At 36.4% G+C, this 20,242-nt stretch carries 14 protein-coding genes, 1 tRNA gene and 1 pseudogene; 5 read left to right on the forward strand and 11 right to left on the reverse strand.

Annotated elements, in window-relative coordinates:
* Positions 1 to 541 precede the first annotated feature (541 nt).
* Together A7P55_RS01305 and A7P55_RS01310 are read left to right on the forward strand one after the other, a co-directional pair.
* On the forward strand, positions 542 to 3,490 hold the full coding sequence (locus tag A7P55_RS01305; protein ID WP_171550808.1) for an ATP-binding protein: 2,949 nt from the start codon (positions 542 to 544) through the stop codon (positions 3,488 to 3,490).
* A gap of 2 nt (positions 3,491 to 3,492) precedes the next feature.
* Complete coding sequence (locus A7P55_RS01310) at positions 3,493 to 5,301, forward strand: response regulator receiver domain (RefSeq protein WP_171550809.1); 1,809 nt, start codon at positions 3,493 to 3,495, stop codon at positions 5,299 to 5,301.
* Between the two features lie 20 nt (positions 5,302 to 5,321).
* Here the strand turns inward: A7P55_RS01310 and A7P55_RS01315 are convergent, their stop codons facing one another.
* The 7 genes and pseudogenes from A7P55_RS01315 to A7P55_RS01345 form a co-directional block, all read right to left on the reverse strand.
* Positions 5,322 to 6,377, reverse strand: coding sequence for a DNA cytosine methyltransferase (locus A7P55_RS01315; protein WP_171550967.1), 1,056 nt, complete (start codon positions 6,375 to 6,377; stop codon positions 5,322 to 5,324).
* Positions 6,378 to 6,745: 368 nt separating this feature from the next.
* The gene (locus A7P55_RS01320; RefSeq protein WP_171550810.1) at positions 6,746 to 7,570 is read right to left on the reverse strand and encodes an HNH endonuclease signature motif containing protein; all 825 of its coding nucleotides are present in this window, start codon (positions 7,568 to 7,570) and stop codon (positions 6,746 to 6,748) included.
* A gap of 128 nt (positions 7,571 to 7,698) precedes the next feature.
* Positions 7,699 to 7,815: pseudogene (locus A7P55_RS01325) on the reverse strand (AlpA family phage regulatory protein); the annotation flags it as partial.
* 236 nt (positions 7,816 to 8,051) lie between these two features.
* A complete protein-coding gene (locus A7P55_RS01330) occupies positions 8,052 to 9,776 on the reverse strand; it encodes an alpha/beta hydrolase (RefSeq protein WP_171550812.1) in 1,725 nt (574 codons plus the stop codon).
* A 1-nt stretch (position 9,777) separates the two neighbouring features.
* The gene (locus A7P55_RS01335; protein ID WP_171550813.1) at positions 9,778 to 10,836 is read right to left on the reverse strand and encodes a T6SS immunity protein Tli4 family protein; all 1,059 of its coding nucleotides are present in this window, start codon (positions 10,834 to 10,836) and stop codon (positions 9,778 to 9,780) included.
* Between the two features lie 20 nt (positions 10,837 to 10,856).
* Positions 10,857 to 13,589, reverse strand: a complete 2,733-nt coding sequence (locus A7P55_RS01340) for a type VI secretion system Vgr family protein (protein ID WP_171550814.1) — start codon at positions 13,587 to 13,589, stop codon at positions 10,857 to 10,859.
* A gap of 24 nt (positions 13,590 to 13,613) precedes the next feature.
* Entirely contained in the window at positions 13,614 to 14,591 is a 978-nt protein-coding gene (locus tag A7P55_RS01345; protein WP_171550815.1) for a hypothetical protein, read from the reverse strand.
* Positions 14,592 to 14,906: 315 nt separating this feature from the next.
* Between A7P55_RS01345 and A7P55_RS01350 the strand changes: the two genes are divergently transcribed.
* A complete protein-coding gene (locus A7P55_RS01350; RefSeq protein WP_171550816.1) occupies positions 14,907 to 15,233 on the forward strand; it encodes a gamma-glutamylcyclotransferase family protein in 327 nt (108 codons plus the stop codon).
* 100 nt (positions 15,234 to 15,333) lie between these two features.
* Positions 15,334 to 15,409, forward strand: a tRNA-Thr gene (locus A7P55_RS01355).
* A 9-nt stretch (positions 15,410 to 15,418) separates the two neighbouring features.
* On the opposite strand, the gene A7P55_RS01360 is transcribed toward A7P55_RS01355, so the two are convergent.
* From A7P55_RS01360 to A7P55_RS01375, 4 genes are all read right to left on the reverse strand, one after another.
* Entirely contained in the window at positions 15,419 to 15,841 is a 423-nt protein-coding gene (locus A7P55_RS01360; protein ID WP_004803720.1) for a GFA family protein, read from the reverse strand.
* Positions 15,842 to 15,848: 7 nt separating this feature from the next.
* Positions 15,849 to 16,676: a class I SAM-dependent methyltransferase gene (locus tag A7P55_RS01365; protein ID WP_171550817.1), complete on the reverse strand. Its 828-nt coding sequence runs from the start codon at positions 16,674 to 16,676 to the stop codon at positions 15,849 to 15,851.
* Positions 16,677 to 16,678: 2 nt separating this feature from the next.
* Complete coding sequence (locus tag A7P55_RS01370) at positions 16,679 to 17,977, reverse strand: FAD-dependent oxidoreductase (protein WP_171550818.1); 1,299 nt, start codon at positions 17,975 to 17,977, stop codon at positions 16,679 to 16,681.
* A gap of 432 nt (positions 17,978 to 18,409) precedes the next feature.
* Positions 18,410 to 19,276: a pirin family protein gene (locus tag A7P55_RS01375; RefSeq protein WP_171550819.1), complete on the reverse strand. Its 867-nt coding sequence runs from the start codon at positions 19,274 to 19,276 to the stop codon at positions 18,410 to 18,412.
* Between the two features lie 285 nt (positions 19,277 to 19,561).
* Between A7P55_RS01375 and ycaC the strand changes: the two genes are divergently transcribed.
* Complete coding sequence (gene ycaC / locus A7P55_RS01380) at positions 19,562 to 20,188, forward strand: isochorismate family cysteine hydrolase YcaC (protein WP_171550820.1); 627 nt, start codon at positions 19,562 to 19,564, stop codon at positions 20,186 to 20,188.
* Positions 20,189 to 20,242 lie beyond the last annotated feature (54 nt).

Genomic DNA, 20,242 nt, shown 5'->3' on the forward strand with positions numbered 1-20,242 from the left:
TTAGTGTAAAGCTTCCATGCTATAGTAAGAACAATGGCTCAGTAGCTAATGAAGTACCCATATGTAGTTGGGGGTATAACTGGGGGTAAAATAAAAAATATAATTTTTAGTTTTCATCTATTATCAAAATGTTAGATTAAAAAGTTTATTCCCTCTCTCACCGCCAGAATTTTTTATTCATGTGATTGCATGAAATGAGAAAGCTTAAATCTGATGATTTAAGCTTTTTTTGTTGAAAAAATAAAGAATGGCTATTATTCCTCCCCTTAAATAAAGAATAGCTGAGTTATTCAATAGCCGTATTATCAGTTTTCAAATATCTCTTCTTAAAAACTTATTGATAAATTAAATAAATTGACTAAAATAAATTCTAACTTTAAATATGAAAAGTAATATCATAGATTTTATATAAATATCAAACGATAGCAGATATCAATCAACACCATCTCTATTTTATTTATATCTCAAACTCATTAAGTATTACTTACAAATATTTTTCAAAGTAACTATTAGCTTTCTGTGAAAATCACTACGGGGTTATATGTCTGTAAAATCTTTTAACTTTAGAGCAAGGGCTCGTACTATTGAGCACTTAGGTAAAGGTCAAATTGCAGACTGCCCCACGGCTGTTAGTGAGCTTTGGAAAAATGCATATGATGCTTATGCAAGAGATGTTGCATTATTTACTGTAGATGCTGATTATCCTTGCGGTGCATTAATCGATAATGGTTGTGGTATGTCACCAGAGCAGATTATTGATAACTGGCTAATTGTTGGAACAGAATCAAAAAGTAAGAAAAAAGCTCTAAGTGAAAAAGATCGTTTTGGTATCGCAGTTCGTCAAACACAAGGCGAAAAAGGAATTGGGCGGCTCTCAGCAGCATTTTTAGCAAATGTAACTTTTCTTGTTACTAAGAAAATTAGTGGCTCTTTTACTTCTCTCCTCGTAGATTGGAGGTTATTTGAAAATCCATATCTATCATTTGAAGATATTAGCATTCCATTCTTGGAGTTTGATACGATTGATGAAATCACAATCGCATTTGATTTATTAAAAGAAGAGCTAATTAAAAACGTTCAATTCGGGTATGAAGATTCAATCAAAAAAAGAGCATGGGATCGTTTTTCTGAAGATGAACGAGAAGCAAGTAATTCCAATTATATTCTTACGACGCAGGATAAAATTCAAAATTTTTGCTTAAATGCTGTTTTGGATGAAAGAGCGATTACCCCTTGGAAAGAAATACTCAATAAAGTTTCTGAAAAAGATGGTGGGCAACACGGAACAGCTTTATTTTTACTTGATTTAAGAAGGGATTTAACATTACTAACTAATCAAGAAAACTTAGGTACTCAAAACCACGAACTCATTGCAACTCAACGTGACTTAGTTGATACATTAAGAGCTTTTACAAACCCATATGTTGAAAAAGATCAAAATTTCTCTTACGAAATTGTTACGATTAAAAAAAATAATTCGCCAAAGCCAATACTAAATGAGCAAGAGGTTTTTGGGCTTTCAGAGTTCTCTTCACTTGAACACATAGTGGTTGGTGAGTTTGATGAAAAAGGCTGGTTTAAAGGTAATGTAAAAGCTTTTGGTCAAGACAAAGGGGAAATATCTATTGCTCCAAATATCAGTATTAATCCTAAATCTGGTATTGGTAGCTTTAAAATTCAACTTGGATCTTTCGAGTATGATACAGATTTGAGTTCATTAGATAAGGATCAAATCTCTGTTTTTGCTGAGCAAGGACTCAAATATGGTGGCCTTTTAATTTTTAGAGATAATTTACGTGTCCTCCCATATGGTCGATTAGATAACGATTTTTTTGAAATTGAAGCCAGACGTACAAACCGCGCTGGTGATTTCTACTTCTCTACTCGCCGAACATTTGGCTATATTGGTATTACACATCAGAACAACAAAGAACTCATAGATAAATCTGGTCGAGAAGGATTTATTAGAAATTCTGCTACTATTCAACTTAAAGAACTAGTTTCAAATCTCTTAATAGAACTAGCCTATAGATTTTTTGGTTCTAAATCAGAAGAACGCCAAGAGTTAATAATAATTGCAAAAAAAATAAAAGAACTTAGAAAGGAAGCCCAAACACAAGCTCGAAAAGCATCACAAAAGAGCTTTAAAGAGGCGTTAAAAAGTCAATCACCGAAACTCGATGAGTCTTTAAATCTAGCTAAAACTCTTAAAAATAGTGTAGAAAATATAGATAAACTTAGTGCCGATGAACTACAACATCTTGATCAACAACTCTCAAAACTTGAAGTGACCCGGACTGAAATTAAAACGCCTACCAAACCACCTAAACTAGGTCTTTATGAAGAGCGCTATAGAGAATATCGAGATAAATATAATGAATTCTCTGCTTATGTTATTCAGCTAAAAGCCCTTGTTAATAAGATGGAGTCAGAATTAAATAAGTTAGCCCCTCAACAGACAGCTAAGAAATTATTTGATAAAAATCAAGCTATTTTGAATTCAAAATTGAACAAATATCTTTCGCTCATAGAAAATAAAATTGATGTACTTCATTCGAATTGGAAAAAGGATATTAGTGAAGATAGAAGCTCGTATTACAGCCAGGCAATCAATATTGTTGAAAGCGTTGAGGACTCATCTCAGTTAGAAAATGCCCTCAACAATTTAGATATTATCTATTTGGAATTAATAGAGACCTATACATTTAAGTATGACGCAATTTTAAAAACATTAGAAAAAATATCTGACGGCATTAACTTAGATTCAGCATTCTCAATAGCTGAGGAGGAACGTTCTGATATTGAAGAAAAAATGAGAACAATCAATGCAGTTGCACAACTTGGAATTAGTGTAGAAATCTTGTCTCATGAGCTGGAAGAGCTAGATTCCTTAGTCAATCGTGGGCTAAATTCATTACCGAGTAATGTAAAAGAACATCCTGGTTTTAAATTAGCAAAAAACTCTCATAAAGCACTCACAAGCCAAATTCGCTTCCTTTCCCCATTAAAAATTTCTGGCTATCAAGCACGTGAAACAATTACAGGGAAAAATATCGAAGACCATATTAATCAGTTTTATGGTGATCGTTTTGGAAGACAACGTATCAATTTTGAAGTAACTGAAGCCTTTAGATCAATAAAAATTAGTGACCTTCCTTCACGAATCTACCCAGTATTCATCAATTTGATTAACAATGCGATGTATTGGGTTTCATTAGTTGAAAATAGACAAATTAAGATAGATTTGATTGATGATCTCGTTGTGATTGCAAATTCAGGACCAAAAGTTGATGAAGATGATATTCAAAGACTGTTTGATCTTTTCTACACAAAACGAGCGAATGGACGCGGCGTAGGACTGTACTTATGTCGTGAGAACTTAGCTGTAGCGCATCACAAAATTTGGTATGCCGAACAACATAATGACGACCCTTTCATATTCGAAGAGGGCGCTAACTTTATTATTAAATTTAATGGATTGGAGAAATAATTGTGACTGTTGCACTAAATTACGCGAGTTTAGTTACTCAAACATTTTGTGATAATGCCATACGCAGTGTAATGATGATAGATGATGAATTTTTATCATATCCCGCTTTAATTGAAGGATTAAAGAGTAAACAAGTTTTAGCTACTAAATTAGTAGAAAATTCCTCAAGAGCCGCTGAGTTAGAAAAATTTTTTCAATCAAAAAATATTCTTTGTGATATCGACAACTCAGCTGAACATGCACAATGGGATAAAATTCGGAAGTCTGATCTTATAATTATCGATTATCACCTCGAAAATAATAGTCCTAAAAAGACCTTAGAAATTCTAAATGATTTACAAACCTCTCAGCATATGAACTTAGCGGTGGTCTACACAAATGAACCTTTAGAAACAGTTTGGAAACAGATCGCTTCATCTCTCATGAAAAAACATAAAACATCGGATGTTCTCTTAAAACTAGACATAGATGAATTAGATGAGATTTTGGAAAAAATAATATTAGATGATACTTATAAGCTTTCAAACGATGAAATTGCTGAGTATTTGAATACCAAGCTCCCCCCTAAACGTATCTCGAATACAATTGATGCCGATAAAGAACTACTCTCTATTTCCTCTATAATTCAAGCAAAATACGATAATCCAAATGATGATTTCCAGCTTATAGATAAGCTTTCTACCTTAATTTGTAATTATCAACTTGAACAAATATCAGATGAATTTGGTATTAATCCTGCAATCGAATCTAGCAAATTTATATCCAATAGAAATGGAAATAAATGGATTAAAATCAATAATATTTTTATTTGCCTAGTAAATAAAGTTGATAGAAGTACTAGTATTGACACTGCACCACAGAAAATTTGGGATACACTAAACGAATCACTTATTGAATGGAAGCCTACATACTATCAATTAATGCAGTCCGAAATTCAAAACTTTATTGAGTCAAATGCATTCGCTTTTAGTTCTAAACATGATAATGAAATTCTTTCGCAAGCTGCTTGGCTAAATGAAATTTTAAAATCCACTGAATTATCTCAATTTAACATCATTCAATCTCTTTTTAAAAATTTATCTGAAGATCTATTTTTTAAATTTAAAAAGAGCTCTAGCTTAAATAGATATATAGATAATATTTTTTTAGTATATAAAGAAAAATTTACTAAGTACCCAAGTTCTAACCAACAGAAAAGCCTTGAATTTTGTGCAAAAGAAATGAATGTCGTAATAGGACAAGATACATATCAAGATATGTATCATGCTCTGAATATGCATGCATCTTCAAAAAATTATGAAGAAAAGCATATTTCTACAGGAACCGTTTTTTTAGATAAAACTTATAATAAATGGTATTTATGTGTTTCTGCAGCTTGTGATATGGTTCCAGCACAAGGAAATGATCCTCATCACATTAGGCTGACACCCCACAAAATTATTAAGGTCCTTGAACTATTCAAAGTAAGTAAACCAAGAGATGCTCTAAGAAATGCTTCTCACTCGAACTATATTTATATCTTAGATGGAAATAAGCCTCTATACTTATCGATTGTTACAAGTAGTCGACCATTACCAAGTATTGATTATCTTTTATTAAAAGATCAAAAAAATACTTTTACTAATCAACCAAATATTATTAACGGATATTTGATAAATAAAGATTCAACTACTGACAATCCTAATTTGGAAGAGATTGAGCTTAAAGTTAAGTCCCAATTACGTACAGGATATGCTGAAAGATTTCAATCTGTAGCAGCACAATATACAGCTAGAATTGGGGTAGATTATTTCAATGAAAAGACGCTATAAACGGATTAATAATTGATTTCTTAAACCTTTAATTCGGTTAGGTAGTGGTGCAGAATGGCTAAACCAAATTGTTTAGCCATTTCACATGGTACAGCATTTCCAATCTGTCTAGAAGCCTCAGCCACACTTCCCTTAAAGATAAAGTCTTGAGGAAATGTCTGTAACCGTGAAGCTTCTCTTACACTAATTGCACGATGCTGATTTGTATCTGGATGACCAAAACGTCCATTAGAATAGCTATAACAACGTGTTGTTAGCGTTGGTGCAGGCTTATCCCAACTCATACGACCATACACATCCATATGCCCTAAATGCGTCTTATGGCATTCATTAATTAAATGGTCTGGCCAGTTACGTCTATCACCGCCTTCAAGTGTATATTGAATACGCTCTAAATTACGTTCACTCAATGGTGGGCATCTATGCCATGGATCATCTGGATGTATTTCGCCAGCTTTAATGGCTGGAAATTCTCCAATAAAATCGCGAACTGTTTTAATCGGTTCTAAACCGTCTCCATGTGTTCTTACTGGAATTTCCATTTTTCCAGATTTACAAGCTAATAGAACAAAACGCTTACGTTTTTGTGGAACACCATACTCTTCAGATCTTGCAATGAATTCTCTAATCTTATATTTCTTAGATTCTAAAAAAGTGATGAAACGCTTGTAAGGACCATCTTTTTCTTTATCAATTTTTTGGAGGCCAGGAACATTTTCTACAAGAATATATTCAGGTTTTAATTTGCTGATAAACCGGTGTGTTTCATCTAATAAAGTACGTCGAACATCATCTTCACTTTTTGATTTATTTTGTGTAGAGAATGGCTGACATGGGGCACATGCAACAAACAAAAGAGGTTCTTTTTCTCTATTTTTCTCTTTAAAGGCTTTTGTTAGTACTTTTTCATCTAGATCTCTAATGTCGACATTATAGAATAATGCCTCAGGAAAATTAGCTTGATATGTCTCAGCCGCCCTTATATCAAAATCAAGCCCAATAGTGATATCTAATCCAGCTTGACGTAGCCCTTCACTTGCCCCACCACAACCAGAAAAGAAATCTATTACTTTCAAAATATTACCCAAAATATATTTTTTAACAGCCAATTGAATAGTATAACAAAATTTAAATTTCCTCATAACTAAAACTTCTTTTTTTAAGTAAATTCTTAGCTGGAGGATCTAAATCTGTATGCTCATTTGACTTTTAAAATAGCCTTATAGAGCTCTGTTTTTAAAAGATTTGATATATAGAACCATTAATAATGGCTCTTTATACCCTCTATTTTTACTAGGACAAATAATCCTTCTTTTGTAGCAGGCAATGCCGATATCTGATTTCAACATTAAAAAAAACAAGTGATATAAAAGTTGCAATTATCATGAAAAAACAATATATCATCTTGAAATTTAACGACTTACACAATAAAAAACTTATATACTTACTTGTTTTTCAATGCTATAAAGTGATCATGATGTTGTTTTAATAAATCCATATCAATTCCAAACCGAACTGGTGAAGTAATGGAGTGACCTTCTATTTCCAGCAAACCAACATTGAATCGAGTAGTTTCACTAACTTTACGAAGTTTTGGCGAAATCATAACTTCGAGTTGAGCATTCAATGTCAATAAATGCTGATCAAATGCACGATCGTACAAGGCAGATAAACACAATCCATTATGAGGACTTAGGCGTTTATCTGGAGCCTCTGTCCAACTTACAATATGACTAGCAATTAATAATCGAGGTTCAGCCAACCCACTGATGCAGCATCGCTCATCAAAATTACTAAGTATTGTTGCTCTGAAAAAATTTTGACGAATTCGTTGACTTACCATAACTTGACGCTCTTCCCCATAAAAGCTTTTGTTAGATTCCGCAGGCTCCAATTGTGAGAATAAACTATCAAGTGATTTTACATCAGCACCAACTATTTTTTTTAAAATCAATTCAGCTTCAGTATTTAATAAATCTAATTTATTATTGTAAAACTCCCAAATTTCTCTATCTAAAGAAGATGTATTCCCCATTCCTTTACGGCCACTTGCAATTATGACAGGATCAAGACTCGCAAAATTCACTAGTTTCATAGCAACAGAATTAGCATTACGATTAATTATTTCTGCCCACTTAATAATTAATGGGTTTCTAGCATGTAAGCGTCCAAAAGGAATTTGATAGTACAAAAACAAAGCTAATATTGTCTGTTCTTTGTTCCATATACCTTTTGCTGGTAGCGATACTAAATTATATGTTAATAACATCGGCTCCTCTTATCGAATTAATAAATCTTCAAAAGAATGTATATCATAAGGGTTTATTCGCTACTTTTTTATTTGATTACTACTTATTCTACAAAAAAAGGGAGCAAAAACTCCCCCTATCATTCTTCTCAACGTTCCAACTTAGTCTCAATCCACTGATGGATTTCCCAAGCTGACCATCCGATACGCATTTCCGTTAATCGTATAGGTTGAGGAAATATCGGATCGTAATACTTTGATTTCTTATAACTCGCCTGACCATCAAGATTTGTCATTTTGGGAAATCACTTTAAATTATTAAACTCCCCAGATATCTCGAATTAAAGTTTGGCATCCACTCAGAAAAATGATAACCAATACACAAGCTAGTTTCATAAAATCTGTCTTTTTCATTATTTTAAATTCCTTATGCGGCTTCAGTTTCAGGATTAATTACTGCATTAAAAAATTAATCTTTAGTTAGAACTAAAACTCTATTTCCTTACCTATATTTGGGCTGAATATTATTTTCTTTGATGATTTTTATAATCGAGTAAAGTACAGAACGTTTGACATGGGTATTGTTATAACTGCCTTGGTGATTAAACCCTTTCATTTGAAATACTTGTTTTACCCCACTTTGGCCTAATGGTGCACAGCCTGACTGATAAGGTACTGTTCCATCTCCGTCTGCATTTTGAGAAGAAATTTTAAAAGTACCGAATTTACCACTCGTTAATCTGATATATCTTAACCCGTTGTTTTCCTTTGTATTGGCTTTCATATAGTACATTGCACTTTGCCCCATTTTCATCGCATCTTTTGCAACGTCTTGGTTATGTACTTCTATTTCCTTAGCACTCACTCTTGGTAATCTTTTCATTTGCTCAGCCGTTAAACCTCGCAATGCTTGGTCTAAAGTCCAAGTGAGTGTTCCAAAACTTGAATGTTTGGGGTCATGTCCATAATTGACATAAGTACATGGATGGTATTTATTCGTAATTTTCCCATGAAATTCTTTAACTTTTTCAACCTTTTTAAAATATATATCTTTTATTCTTTTACCTGGGTTTTTACTTTTTACCATCTTAGCAGGATCAATCAGCTCTTCTTTCACCATTTCCCACCAAACACCATCAGCCTTATAAATTTCTTCATAAGGATCACTTCTGGGTAAAGAAACCACATTGGTTTGTAAGTCTTTACCATTCATCAATCCTGAACCATTTAGAAATAACCATGGCTTACCACTATTATAGGCCTTACTTGGTAATAGCTCTAAGCCCCCAGGCGCATTTGCAAGAACTGCTGTAACATGTTCGGTATTTTTACCAATTACATTCGCTGCAACAGCACTTTCTAAACCACCTTCCGATGATCCTGCAACTAGGCGTCGATACGCTGCTGCTGCACCTTCTGCTGGCATCACACCATGCACCACACCTGCGATATCATTAGCACGTAATTGAGCTAACCTCCGTGTAAGTAAACCACCCATTGAATGGGTGATAACGATGAACTTATGAAATCTACTTCCATACTCTTGTTTGATTTTATCTAGCTTACCTGCAACAATTACAGCTCCGTCTTCGCTAGATTGCAGCCAGTTATAGCCCATCGCATAAACAGGAAAATGAAATTTTTTTAGATGCTCTATCTCCTGTTTATTAACTGGCGTAAATGATTCTTTAGGAGTCCATTCAGGGGATTCGTTTTTATTCAGTAAACTTTGCCATTCATAAATGGCTTCTTGTTGCTTGATTTGCTGAATTGCTGCATATCCACCTCCAACTCCTCCTGCATAAATAGGTTTATCATTCAAATCGACATTATTGAGTACCATTTGTAGATAAGTTAAAATTCCTCCATAGCTATCCCAGTGTACCGTTCCCCAATAGCGTTCTCTAAGTACTTTTTCTGTTAATTTAAGCCGACGATCAACTTTGATATCTCCATCAAGGTCAACCCTTGTATTTAATGGGTCCAATTCACTTTGTAATACTGCTGGGCTTTTCTGCATTTGAGAATAGATTGTACTCGCCATACCAACGCCATTGCCTAGTTTCCAAACAGGCTTTTTGAGAGCTGCATTAAAAATATTTGACCCCATAATTCCTGGTACAAAGATAATTGGAATCGTATCTTGTAAAGGAATTTCAAGATGAGTACCTGTTTTATTGGATGTTGGGCTTGTTGCAGATTTTGTTTGTGAAACGATCTCAGCCATTTTATTTTTCCTTCTTATTATTTGGTGAAATTTGAAGACTATTCAAAATAAAATCATGCAATTGAAATACAGCTTTTTGGCTAATCGTTGACTGTAATGCTTCATCACTATGGACTAATTCAGCACTTTCTAGACTGTAATGAACAAACGGATCATTATCATTCTCTAATGAACCTAAATACTGCCATGCCGCTGACTCAAAGCCGCGCTCAAAAAAACCTCTACGATGTGCATGACCGAATATCTCTTCACCTGCCAAGCCATGAATTACTTTTTTCTGTTCTCTTAGATTTTCCGTGCTCATCATTGTCTTAAAAATCAAAGGGGCATTGGCTTCATTTTCTTTCACCATTTCAATCAAAGGGCGATCTGACTCCAACCGAACACGATGCTCAATATCGACTCTAACTCGAGGGTAGCTAGGAAATCTAAAATGCAAATGTCCACCTGTAAATGGGATATTTTTACTCATATCGTCTAAGATAAAAAATTCTTTCCAGCATAGACCAGCTTGTTCCTCATCTTTAGCAGACCTTATTTTTATACTTTTTAAGGTATGTTGCATATCTGTTAATGATTCACTTAACAAGTCATTACTTGCACCACTTTTTAAAATAATCAACTTACCTGGTCTTAAATAGAGATAACCATATATTTCATATAAAGAAGTAACATATTTCCCATCTCTAAAAACAATAATATGACTGACAGATCGGCCTTGCTGTTGCACAGGTCCATTCATTTCACTTTTCAGTAGCGTACCTTCAGTTTCATGAGGTTCACTTTTCAAAGATTGAATCTTATCATTAACTAACTTCTGATATGCCTCATAGGTCTTTATACTTTCATCAACTTCAAGATCACTGCCATTGTAATTAAAGTTGCTATATTCCACTTCAGTTTCTTTCGGTACAGTCATTTCAATACGACCAAAACATACTTTCTTTGGATTACGATAATCAATCACTTGAATTCCTTCTTTCTGTTTCTCAACATTTGAACATGCACTAAAAGAAATTACCGTTAAGGTACAAAGCACTAAGCGCTTTAATAGTTTCATTCTTAACCTTCCTTCGTGCTTTATTCTGGAGAAAATACTTCAATATTTAGCGCAGTCATTACATCTTTAGAAAAAACACTCGTTTTGCCATCTTCACCAGATACGCCTTCAAAAACCTGTCCATCTTCAGCCGTGATTTTGTACTTCAGATTTTTTGCAGGTTCCCCATCGGGATAGTGCAAAATAAAATGTTCATCATAGTTAGATTTCAATTCAGGCATTGCTGGAAGCTGGCTAGACAGTGAGGCACCACTATTCGTCTTGATCTGCCCAGCTTTAAGCTCCATTAAACCAGGGCAAGCAATTTCAATATTTCCACCTTCTATTTTGATGTATCCTCCACCAGCAGTGATGAGAATACCTTTTCCACTTTCTACTCTTACAAGATCATTGAGTGAATACACATGCATTTGTTGCTTTGAAGAAAGTGTCATTTTTCCATTTTGTGCTGTGACATCCACATCACCTTCACCAGATTTAATCTTGATCCCAGCATGTTTTGCAAAAATACTGATTTTATCTAGTGCCTTTGCAATCCAACTTTTACCAGTAAAGAATTGAAGGTTTTTCGGCGTACTGACATCAATATTTTGTTTTGCTTCGAGCAACATATTCTCTTTACTGTTGAGAACCATTGCCGATTCACTATGTAAAGCGACTAAAGCATCTGAACCTTCATTCCACTGATCAACCTTTTCTAAAAGAGAGTTTTGTGGTTCTAAGTCAGGTTCATCAACTTCATGGGCTGAAGCCAACTCTTTAAAATATTGATTACTGTCGTTATGAAACTTTAGATTTTCATTAATATTGGATCTTGTTAACTGCTCACCTTGCGCTTGCTCTGATGATTCTGAAGATAAAAGAATTCCCTTTGACGCACGGATCGCTCCCCATGAATCAGTCCTTAATTCAAATCCTTCACCACGCCCCTCACTTTCAGCTTGGTCTTTCGGATGGCTTAAATTACCCAGGTTAAGTTGCGTTGCACCGTGACTACTATGTAATTGAGCACTGATTTGTCCTGTCGTGTCATCAAAACGCAGTTGGTTATAACCTTCACCACCGACTTCTTTAGAACGAATCCCGCTCAGCTTTTTGGTATCGGGAAGTTGGCCTTTAAGATCAAATTTAGTTGGTGAACGTTCTGCTTCATGGATACGTCCTGTCACAAATGGGCGGTCAATATTACCGTCAAAGAAGTCAATCACAACTAATTCATCTTTACGAGGTAAGAATCTAGCACCATAGCCTTCACCCGCCCAAGGTGTCAGTACATCTACCCAAGCAGAGTCTGTATCATTATCATTCGAACCTGCACCACCATCATGACTATGATCTTCTGTACGGGTAAACAGGAAACGAACTTTAATCCGTCCCCATTCATCTACATGAATTTCTTCACCATCTGTCGTGACTTTGCCACGTTGTATGTATGCAACTGGGCGATGTTGTAATAGATCATATTCAGGAACAACTGCAATACTTCGACGTACAAGCATCAATTCATTGGCTTGGCGTTCTTGCTCACTATCTTTACTGGTTTCCCAATGACTGAGGCTAAGCAATTTTTCCAATTGATCTTTCAAATCTTTTGGAAGATTATTTTGATTATAGTAGTGCTTGTTCAGTATCAAAAACTCACGATCATCCGAACTATGATTTTTCTCAAGTTCTGGATGATCTGATAGTCGAAACCAATATCCAACTTGAATATCTCGGACACTGCTGTGTGCGGTAAAATATTTGGCTTGTAGTGCTTGATATTGATTCAATTGAGTGTTGAGTTTATCAAGTTGGCTATTGCCTGATTTTGTGGCTTGATCTTCACCTTTAAGATCGCTGATCCATGCTGGGGAGATATTCCATGCTTGTTCTAGGCTTAGACTTTCATTGTCCCTATTGGAGCTGTGTTTATGCGAACTGAGTACTGATCCGCTGGCATCTTCTTGACTTAAGCTATCCGCTTGCCAACGTTGTACATGGATCGCTGTAGGCTGTAAGCTACGTTGTGCGATAAAGCTGGTGATGCTGTCATACTGCTCTGTTGCATTCGACCTATGGTAGCGTATGCTTCGACGTTCAATGGCTTTAAATTGGGCATTATCATCGACTAAACGTAATTTTTGTGCTTCAATACTTTGGCTATTACTTGATACAATATAACTCGCTTCATCAATGAGCCAATTAATCGATTCTTCGCGCATTAATCGAGTTAAATATGCATAATCGCTTTCGTTTGACTGCATCGAGAATGGACGGATATCATAAGACTTAGTTAGACCACTCGTATCTAATTTTAGACTTGAAGCAAATAGAGCACTTTTAGACTGCCATTCTTTGAAAATTACTTCAATAATTTCAATAACATTCTTATTCATAAACACACGACTATTACGTCGCTTATGCCATAAGCTAGTTGGGTCTTGCATGGTCAAGCGATATAGACTTAAAGCACCGTCAGATTGTCCTTGAGAAGCGCCTGTAATAATGCCAGTCGTTCTAAACAATCTGCCTGAATCAGTGACCTGATCAACTGCTATTTGACAACCAATGAATTGTTTGAGTTCTATGAATGGGTTCGTTGATAGGCAGATCAATTCTGCTGACATTCCTTCATTAATGCCATGAAAGCCATCAATACGTTGTAGCATAATCTGTGAATTAAGTTGTGCATTTGAAAATTGAGCACTGATGGCACGTTTTTGTGTTCCAAAGCCTAACTTATCCAAAATGCCAAAAATATTATCCAACATTGTTATTTATTGCCTTATTCTTGATCAAAGAAAATTACCAGAATGATTTGTCTGTTTCAATTCTGAATGAGTTTCGTTTTGTTTTAATTCAGTTAGAAGGTTGCGGTAGCTTCTTATTACATGTCGACCAATTTGATATTTTTTTTGTAATTCGACAATTGTCATGGTTTCGAGATCAGATTGATGTTGTTTTACCCAATTTATTTTTTGTTGAGTATGTGAAATATTAAGTATTTTCCTTAATTGGGCTCGACATCCACTTATAAAAAACTTGTTCGTATTAAATTTTTGCGCAATTTTTTCCAATGGAATATCAGTTCGCAATAACTCAATTTGATGATCAAGTATCCACTGCCTCTTGTCATTTAAGTGCTGTTGCCATTGTTCGGATTGAGTCGGTATATTTTTTTCTTGGCATACTAAATCATGGATTATTTTTGAAATATAGTATGAAAAGCCAAATTGCTTTTCAATCTCTTTAATATCAAGCCCAGACACCTTTTCTTTATTTTCCTGAAACCATTGAATATGTTTTCTTTCGCAAGTTGATTCACGTTGTAGCTGTTTACGTACAATACCATGATGGAGTAAACGGTTTGTATACGAAACGATTTGGGACTTTGTAAGACCATATTTTTGAGATAGTACTTCATAACTGTCATAAAGAATTTCATCTTGGTGTTCAAGAATCCATTCAAAGTTGTATGTTATGGGATGGGATAAGAAGAATCCAATCGCTTTTCTAAACCGTCGAACAACAGGCTCAGAAAAACCTAGCGTATTCGTGATGTGGACAATACTATGTTGTATTATATATTCTGCAATTTCATTGGTTAAAATATAATAAAAATTAGCTTGCCCACCATTTTGAGGTGTTTCAGCATATGGCCATCCTTTATAAACTATGATGCCTGCTTGAGTCTTGTATTCTTCGTATACATCCCAATATTCACCATCCCAATCCTTGATAGTTTTAATTTTAAAATATTTATATTTTCCCATTATTTTATTTCACTGCTCGAAATCAAATATAAAACCATATCCACCAAAATTTTTAACGATTTTAATACTAACGGACATTCATTTTAGAAATCAACAATTGACCTAATATGCAAAATAAACCGACCTATTTGGTATAAGTTTTTAAATTAAAATATGAGGTATATTTTAATTGAGTTAGAGGGTAAAAATTAAACACTCACATAAATATCAAAAGACAAAAACTTACCTAGAAAAGCAGAATTATTTTATACTCTGGGATACCCGATCCTGCCCCATCTCTGCTAGTCTATTTCTTTTACTGTCCTCGCTTTCACTATGCTCAGTTTATTTGTTTACGGCACATTAGGGCCTAACCGTCCCAATGCTCATGTTATGGAAAATATTGGTGGTACATGGGCAGACGCACATGTATTTGGCACACTCAAACAACAAGGTTGGGGAGCTGAATTGGGCTTTCCGGGTATTGTTTTAGATCAAACAGATCAAAAGGTCTCTGGCTTTGTATTTTTCTCAGATAACCTAGAACAACACTGGCAAGCACTGGATGAATTCGAGGGTGCAGGCTATCAACGTGTGCCTGTTAAAGCGCATTTAAGTACAGGTGAAGTGATTGATTCCTTTGTTTATGCACTCAATACATAAGTCAAAATTGGCGAAAATTCGACAAACGAATTAAATTTATCTGATTGCTCATTTTTTCGCTTGTTTTTTTAAACAGATTCTGTAGAATTCTCGCCACGTTGCCGGCATAGCTCAGTTGGTAGAGCAACTGACTTGTAATCAGTAGGTCCACAGTTCGAATCCGTGTGCCGGCACCATTTCTCGCTTTACTCTCGTTTCTTCCCCATCATTTTCTCAAAATGCGAAATATTCGGATTTAATAAATCCCATTCATTTGCATGGCTCACAAAACATTCTGCTTGCGGTTGATACAAATTTGGATCATCCAAGGTTCCTGCACGTATTGAAATCATCTCAGGTACGAGTTCGGGTAGGCCAAACATTTGCGAACCACAATTAGGGCAAAATGCACGGCGGATCGGTTTACCAGATAACCCTAAAGACTCAAAATATTTTAATTCACCTTCAATTTTAAGTTCGGATTGATGAAAGAAAGCAATCGGCGCATAAGCACTGCCCGTGGCTTTTTGGCAATCACGACAATGACAATTAAAACGATAACGTGGCGCAACCTCGGCCTGATAGCTCACGGCCCCACACAGGCATGAACCTTTATATTCATTTGGCATCTTGTTCTCACTTTTTTACTGCACTGATTTGAATATAACGTACTAATCCATCTTGGTAGAGTTTTCGGCACAACTTGGCAGTCATATTTATTTTGAGTTGGGCAAAATCAAACGCTGATTTTTCATTTTTTTGTGTTTCGATATATTCCGCAAAACCATTCAACACCGGCTCAGAAAAATCCTGAATTTGAATATCAATAAAACCATGCTGCACCAAAGTCTGCGCAAGCTGTTGCTGATCCATCAAATGCCGCCAATTCACATCGGCACTTTTTAATAGATAGCGATATTTTTGTTTTTGTAGAGCAGAACACTGTAGCCAATTATCCGACCACATTAGCGTGTGAAACGCAATTCGTCCTTTTGAATTCAAAACTGGAGTTGTAGATTCAAGAAATGAATTCAAATCACTGTGATAAGCCGCATCTATACACAGCACCACATCAAATGAATTCAAAAGTTGCAGAGTTTTTAAATTCAAAAAAGATCCACAATGAATTTGCACTTGCGGCAATTGTTTTTGAATTCGTTTGACGCATTCAGGCTGTAACTCAACCGCACTGAGTTGTTGAATATGATAATGCTGGAGCCAATGCAACAGACTGGCACCTTGTCCACAGCCTAGATCTAAAACACGATCTGTGGATTTCAGTTGAATGGATTGTGCAATTTGATCAGCCAGACTTTGGCAAGCCTGTGGATAACACTCATGTTGGTCTTGCCAAAAACCTAAATTACTCCAAGCAAGCCATGCATCATCACCGAGTCGTTTGGCATCAATTGCATATTTATGCCCAATGACTTTTTCAATCAGCGCTTGCTTGAAGGTGGTCATGCTTAATAACCGAGTTCAGGCGCAACTGTGACTTTTGGCTTTAATCCAACAAAGGGAACAGCTGCACCTAAGATTTCAGAAATATGCATCGCTGAGGTCACGGCAGATTCCAAGATCGGTAAACCGTCGCAGGACCATGAACCGCAGTAAAATACTTTACGGTTTAAATCCAAATGGCGTTGCTGAATTTGTTTATTCAAAGCCACGGTTTCTGAATCAACCACTGCACGAGTGAGTTTGACCTTGGAAATGATTTTCTTCGGATCGATATCAATCACCGGACACCACGTCTGGAACACGGCATTTTTACCCACCAAGCTGGGTTCAATCGCATTAATCCAAACCGTAAATTGCTGACGGGTAAATTTACGATCCATCATATAGCTCAATACCGCCCAATCTTTACGGCGTTGTGGCATCACAATCGGATCGGTATGAATCACCAAATCGCCTTGTTCAAAGCGGAATTTCTTCAATAAGGCAATGTCTTCGGCAAATTGTGGCTGCTTGAGAAAATCTTCAATCACTGGCGTTGGCGTGGCAATCACTACACGATCAAATAACTGGCTCTCACCTTGTGCATTTTCCACCCATACCTTATCACCCTGCTCTTCAACTTTTTGAACAGGCGAACCACTATGAATTTCAATGCCTTCAATCAAGCGATTGACCAATGCAGGCGTTCCGCCTTTCATCCGCAATAAGGCTTCACCCTCAGTCAACTGGCGGATAAATTCCAGTAAAGGTTTGGCCGGCCATTCACCAATGGTTTTAGGATGACAAGTACAAATGGTATACAGCACTGGCATCACCGTGCCATGCCAAAACACTTCCTCAATATGATATTGATTCATGAATTCAGCTAGTGTGATGTCTTGATTATCCGATTTAAAAAATTGGTGTACCGCAGTTTTCAGCTGCAACATGCCTTTGACCAAGCGCCAGCCATATTGCTGAATGCCTTTGCGGTTATTGATAATCGGGAAATTGCCGATACGGCTGCGTGAAGTGGTGAGCCATGTATCTGTTTTATCTTCAAACAACCAACTGCAAGCCATAAAGGTACGGACAGGGAAAGTTTCTATGCCCAAGTAGCTTGCCAAACTTAAAGTATTTTTCCAAAGCTTGGGATTCATCACCCTTAAAGGCGCATCAATGATGCCACCATCAAAATCAATACTATGACTATCCATGCCTCGCCCTGCGAGTGCTTCGAATATAGTCACCTTATGCCCTGCATCATGTAGGATTCTGGCTGAGGCAAGTCCTGCCATTCCACTGCCAATAATTGCAATATCCAAAATTATGTCCCATCAGTTGATGATTTTTCTTGATTATGACCGATAGTTAAGCGAAACGCGGTATTAAAAAATACCAGATTGAAGGCTTCTGCCAGACTTTTGTCGTAATATCGTTGTTGGATTCTTGTTACATTTTATCACAAATTGCATTTCTATCTTAACATGATGAAAAAATTAAACTTATTACATTTTAGGACACAAAAACATACAGAACATTCTATATTTTTTCATTTTCAGCGCTTTATAGCCTTTGCAAAGCCCAATATTAGTGCTATTTTTATTAAACAATAACGAGAACAAAGTCACATAACAAGCTGAATAATTATAAGTGACATAATATTAAAAAAATCAATAGAGGACCCTTACAGCGAAAGCCTATCACTCTAACGGAGTGATAGGCTTTCTTATATAAACAACTGATTTAAATTACAATTAAGCTTGCATTGAACCAAATTTACCACTATTGAAATCACGAACTGCCTCAACGATTTCCGCTTTGCTATTCATGACAAAAGGTCCATAACCTTCAATCGGTTCATTCAGTGGCTGACCAGTCAAAATCAGGAATTTACTGTCTTGTTCGGCCTTGATGCTAAAGTCAATTTCTTCACGGCTCAGCACCACCAAACTCGGTGCTTCTATGCTTTGGTTTTCATTTAAGACCACCTGACCAGAGAGCAATACCAACAATGTGGTATGGCCTTCAGTCGCATAAAAGGTATGTTCCTGATCTTTTACAATCATGCCATCCCAAACATTGACTGGACTAAAGGTGGTTGCTGCACCCTCGGTGTCTTGATATTGACCTGCAATCACTCGCATCTCACTACCCGCATCATCCAATTTAATGTGCTGAATTTGATCGGCTTCAATGGCTTGATATTTTGCTGGCGTCATTTTGGAATGCGCTGGCAAATTAACCCACAACTGAACCATTTCAAATAAACCACCTTGATGAGCGAACTCTGGTGAATGGAACTCTTGATGCAAGATACCACCACCTGCGGTCATCCATTGCACATCACCCGCTTTGATGGTTCCACCACCGCCACTTGAGTCTTTATGCGTCACTTCACCTTGATAGGCAATGGTCACGGTCTCAAAGCCACGATGTGGATGCGAACCGACACCATGTTGTGCTGTGGTTGGATCAAAACGGTATGGTGCAGCATAGTCCAAGAGGAGGAATGGGCTGAGGCTTTGACCTAAGCGATCATAGGAAAATAAGTTATACACTGGGAAACCATCACCGACCCAGTGCATGTGTTTGTTTTGATACACACCCAGAATTCTTTTCATTTGGTTTCTCCTATAGAGTAGAAGTTCTGTTCTTGGGATCTATTTTACGCCTCAAACAGGTGTGCTTATAGCCTCAGAACGGCAACACATTATTCTACATATAGGACAATTAAAAATTAAAAAGCGAATTAATCTCTAAACATTATCAATCATCCCATTTTTGATATTGTTTATCTCATTTTTTGCGCTTCATCTACATGAAAAATTTAACTAGCATAATTTCAAGCACTACGGAAATTCACTTTCTTTTCCGTATTCTTTTTACAAAAACATGAGGATACAACAATGGCTAAAGACTATATTCGCCTAGACAAAGACAACGCAGCCGTACTTTTGGTCGACCACCAAGCTGGCCTCCTTTCATTGGTTCGGGATATTGATCCAGATAAATTTAAAAACAATGTTTTGGCATTGGCAGACGCCGCAAAATACTTCAACTTACCGACAATTCTCACCACTAGCTTTGAAAATGGCCCAAATGGTCCACTGGTTCCTGAACTGAAAGAACTGTTCCCCGATGCCCCTTATATCGCTCGTCCAGGCCAAATCAATGCTTGGGACAATGAAGACTTTGTTAGAGCGGTCAAAGCAACTGGTAAAAAACAATTGATTATTGCCGGTGTGGTCACGGAAGTCTGTGTCGCATTCCCAGCCTTGTCTGCACTGGCAGAAGACTTTGAAGTATTTGTGATTACCGATGCTTCAGGAACATTCAATGCCTTAACCCGTGATGCGGCGTGGGATCGTATGTCTCAAGCAGGGGCACAATTGATGACCTGGTTTGGGATGGCCTGTGAACTGCACCGTGACTGGCGCAATGATATCGAAGGCTTAGGTGCTTTATTCTCGAATCATATTCCGGATTATCGCAACTTGATGACCAGTTATTTCACCAATAGCTCAGAAAAATAAATAAGGCCCTCGGAAGATGAGAAGAGTTAATGCTATTCTCATCTTTTGTTATTT

The organism is Acinetobacter sp. Ac_5812 (assembly GCF_013072695.1).
GTDB lineage: Bacteria > Pseudomonadota > Gammaproteobacteria > Pseudomonadales > Moraxellaceae > Acinetobacter.

Coding starts and splice junctions, on each gene's coding strand:
- A7P55_RS01350 (WP_171550816.1), top strand. CDS start 14,907: ATGCTCAGTTTATTTGTTTACGGCACATTAGGGCCTAACCGTCCCAAT.
- A7P55_RS01375 (WP_171550819.1), bottom strand. CDS start 19,276: ATGAAAAGAATTCTGGGTGTGTATCAAAACAAACACATGCACTGGGTC.
- A7P55_RS01320 (WP_171550810.1), bottom strand. CDS start 7,570: ATGTTATTAACATATAATTTAGTATCGCTACCAGCAAAAGGTATATGG.
- A7P55_RS01330 (WP_171550812.1), bottom strand. CDS start 9,776: ATGGCTGAGATCGTTTCACAAACAAAATCTGCAACAAGCCCAACATCC.
- A7P55_RS01365 (WP_171550817.1), bottom strand. CDS start 16,676: ATGACCACCTTCAAGCAAGCGCTGATTGAAAAAGTCATTGGGCATAAA.
- A7P55_RS01345 (WP_171550815.1), bottom strand. CDS start 14,591: ATGGGAAAATATAAATATTTTAAAATTAAAACTATCAAGGATTGGGAT.
- A7P55_RS01340 (WP_171550814.1), bottom strand. CDS start 13,589: ATGTTGGATAATATTTTTGGCATTTTGGATAAGTTAGGCTTTGGAACA.
- A7P55_RS01335 (WP_171550813.1), bottom strand. CDS start 10,836: ATGAAACTATTAAAGCGCTTAGTGCTTTGTACCTTAACGGTAATTTCT.
- ycaC (WP_171550820.1), top strand. CDS start 19,562: ATGGCTAAAGACTATATTCGCCTAGACAAAGACAACGCAGCCGTACTT.
- A7P55_RS01360 (WP_004803720.1), bottom strand. CDS start 15,841: ATGCCAAATGAATATAAAGGTTCATGCCTGTGTGGGGCCGTGAGCTAT.
- A7P55_RS01305 (WP_171550808.1), top strand. CDS start 542: ATGTCTGTAAAATCTTTTAACTTTAGAGCAAGGGCTCGTACTATTGAG.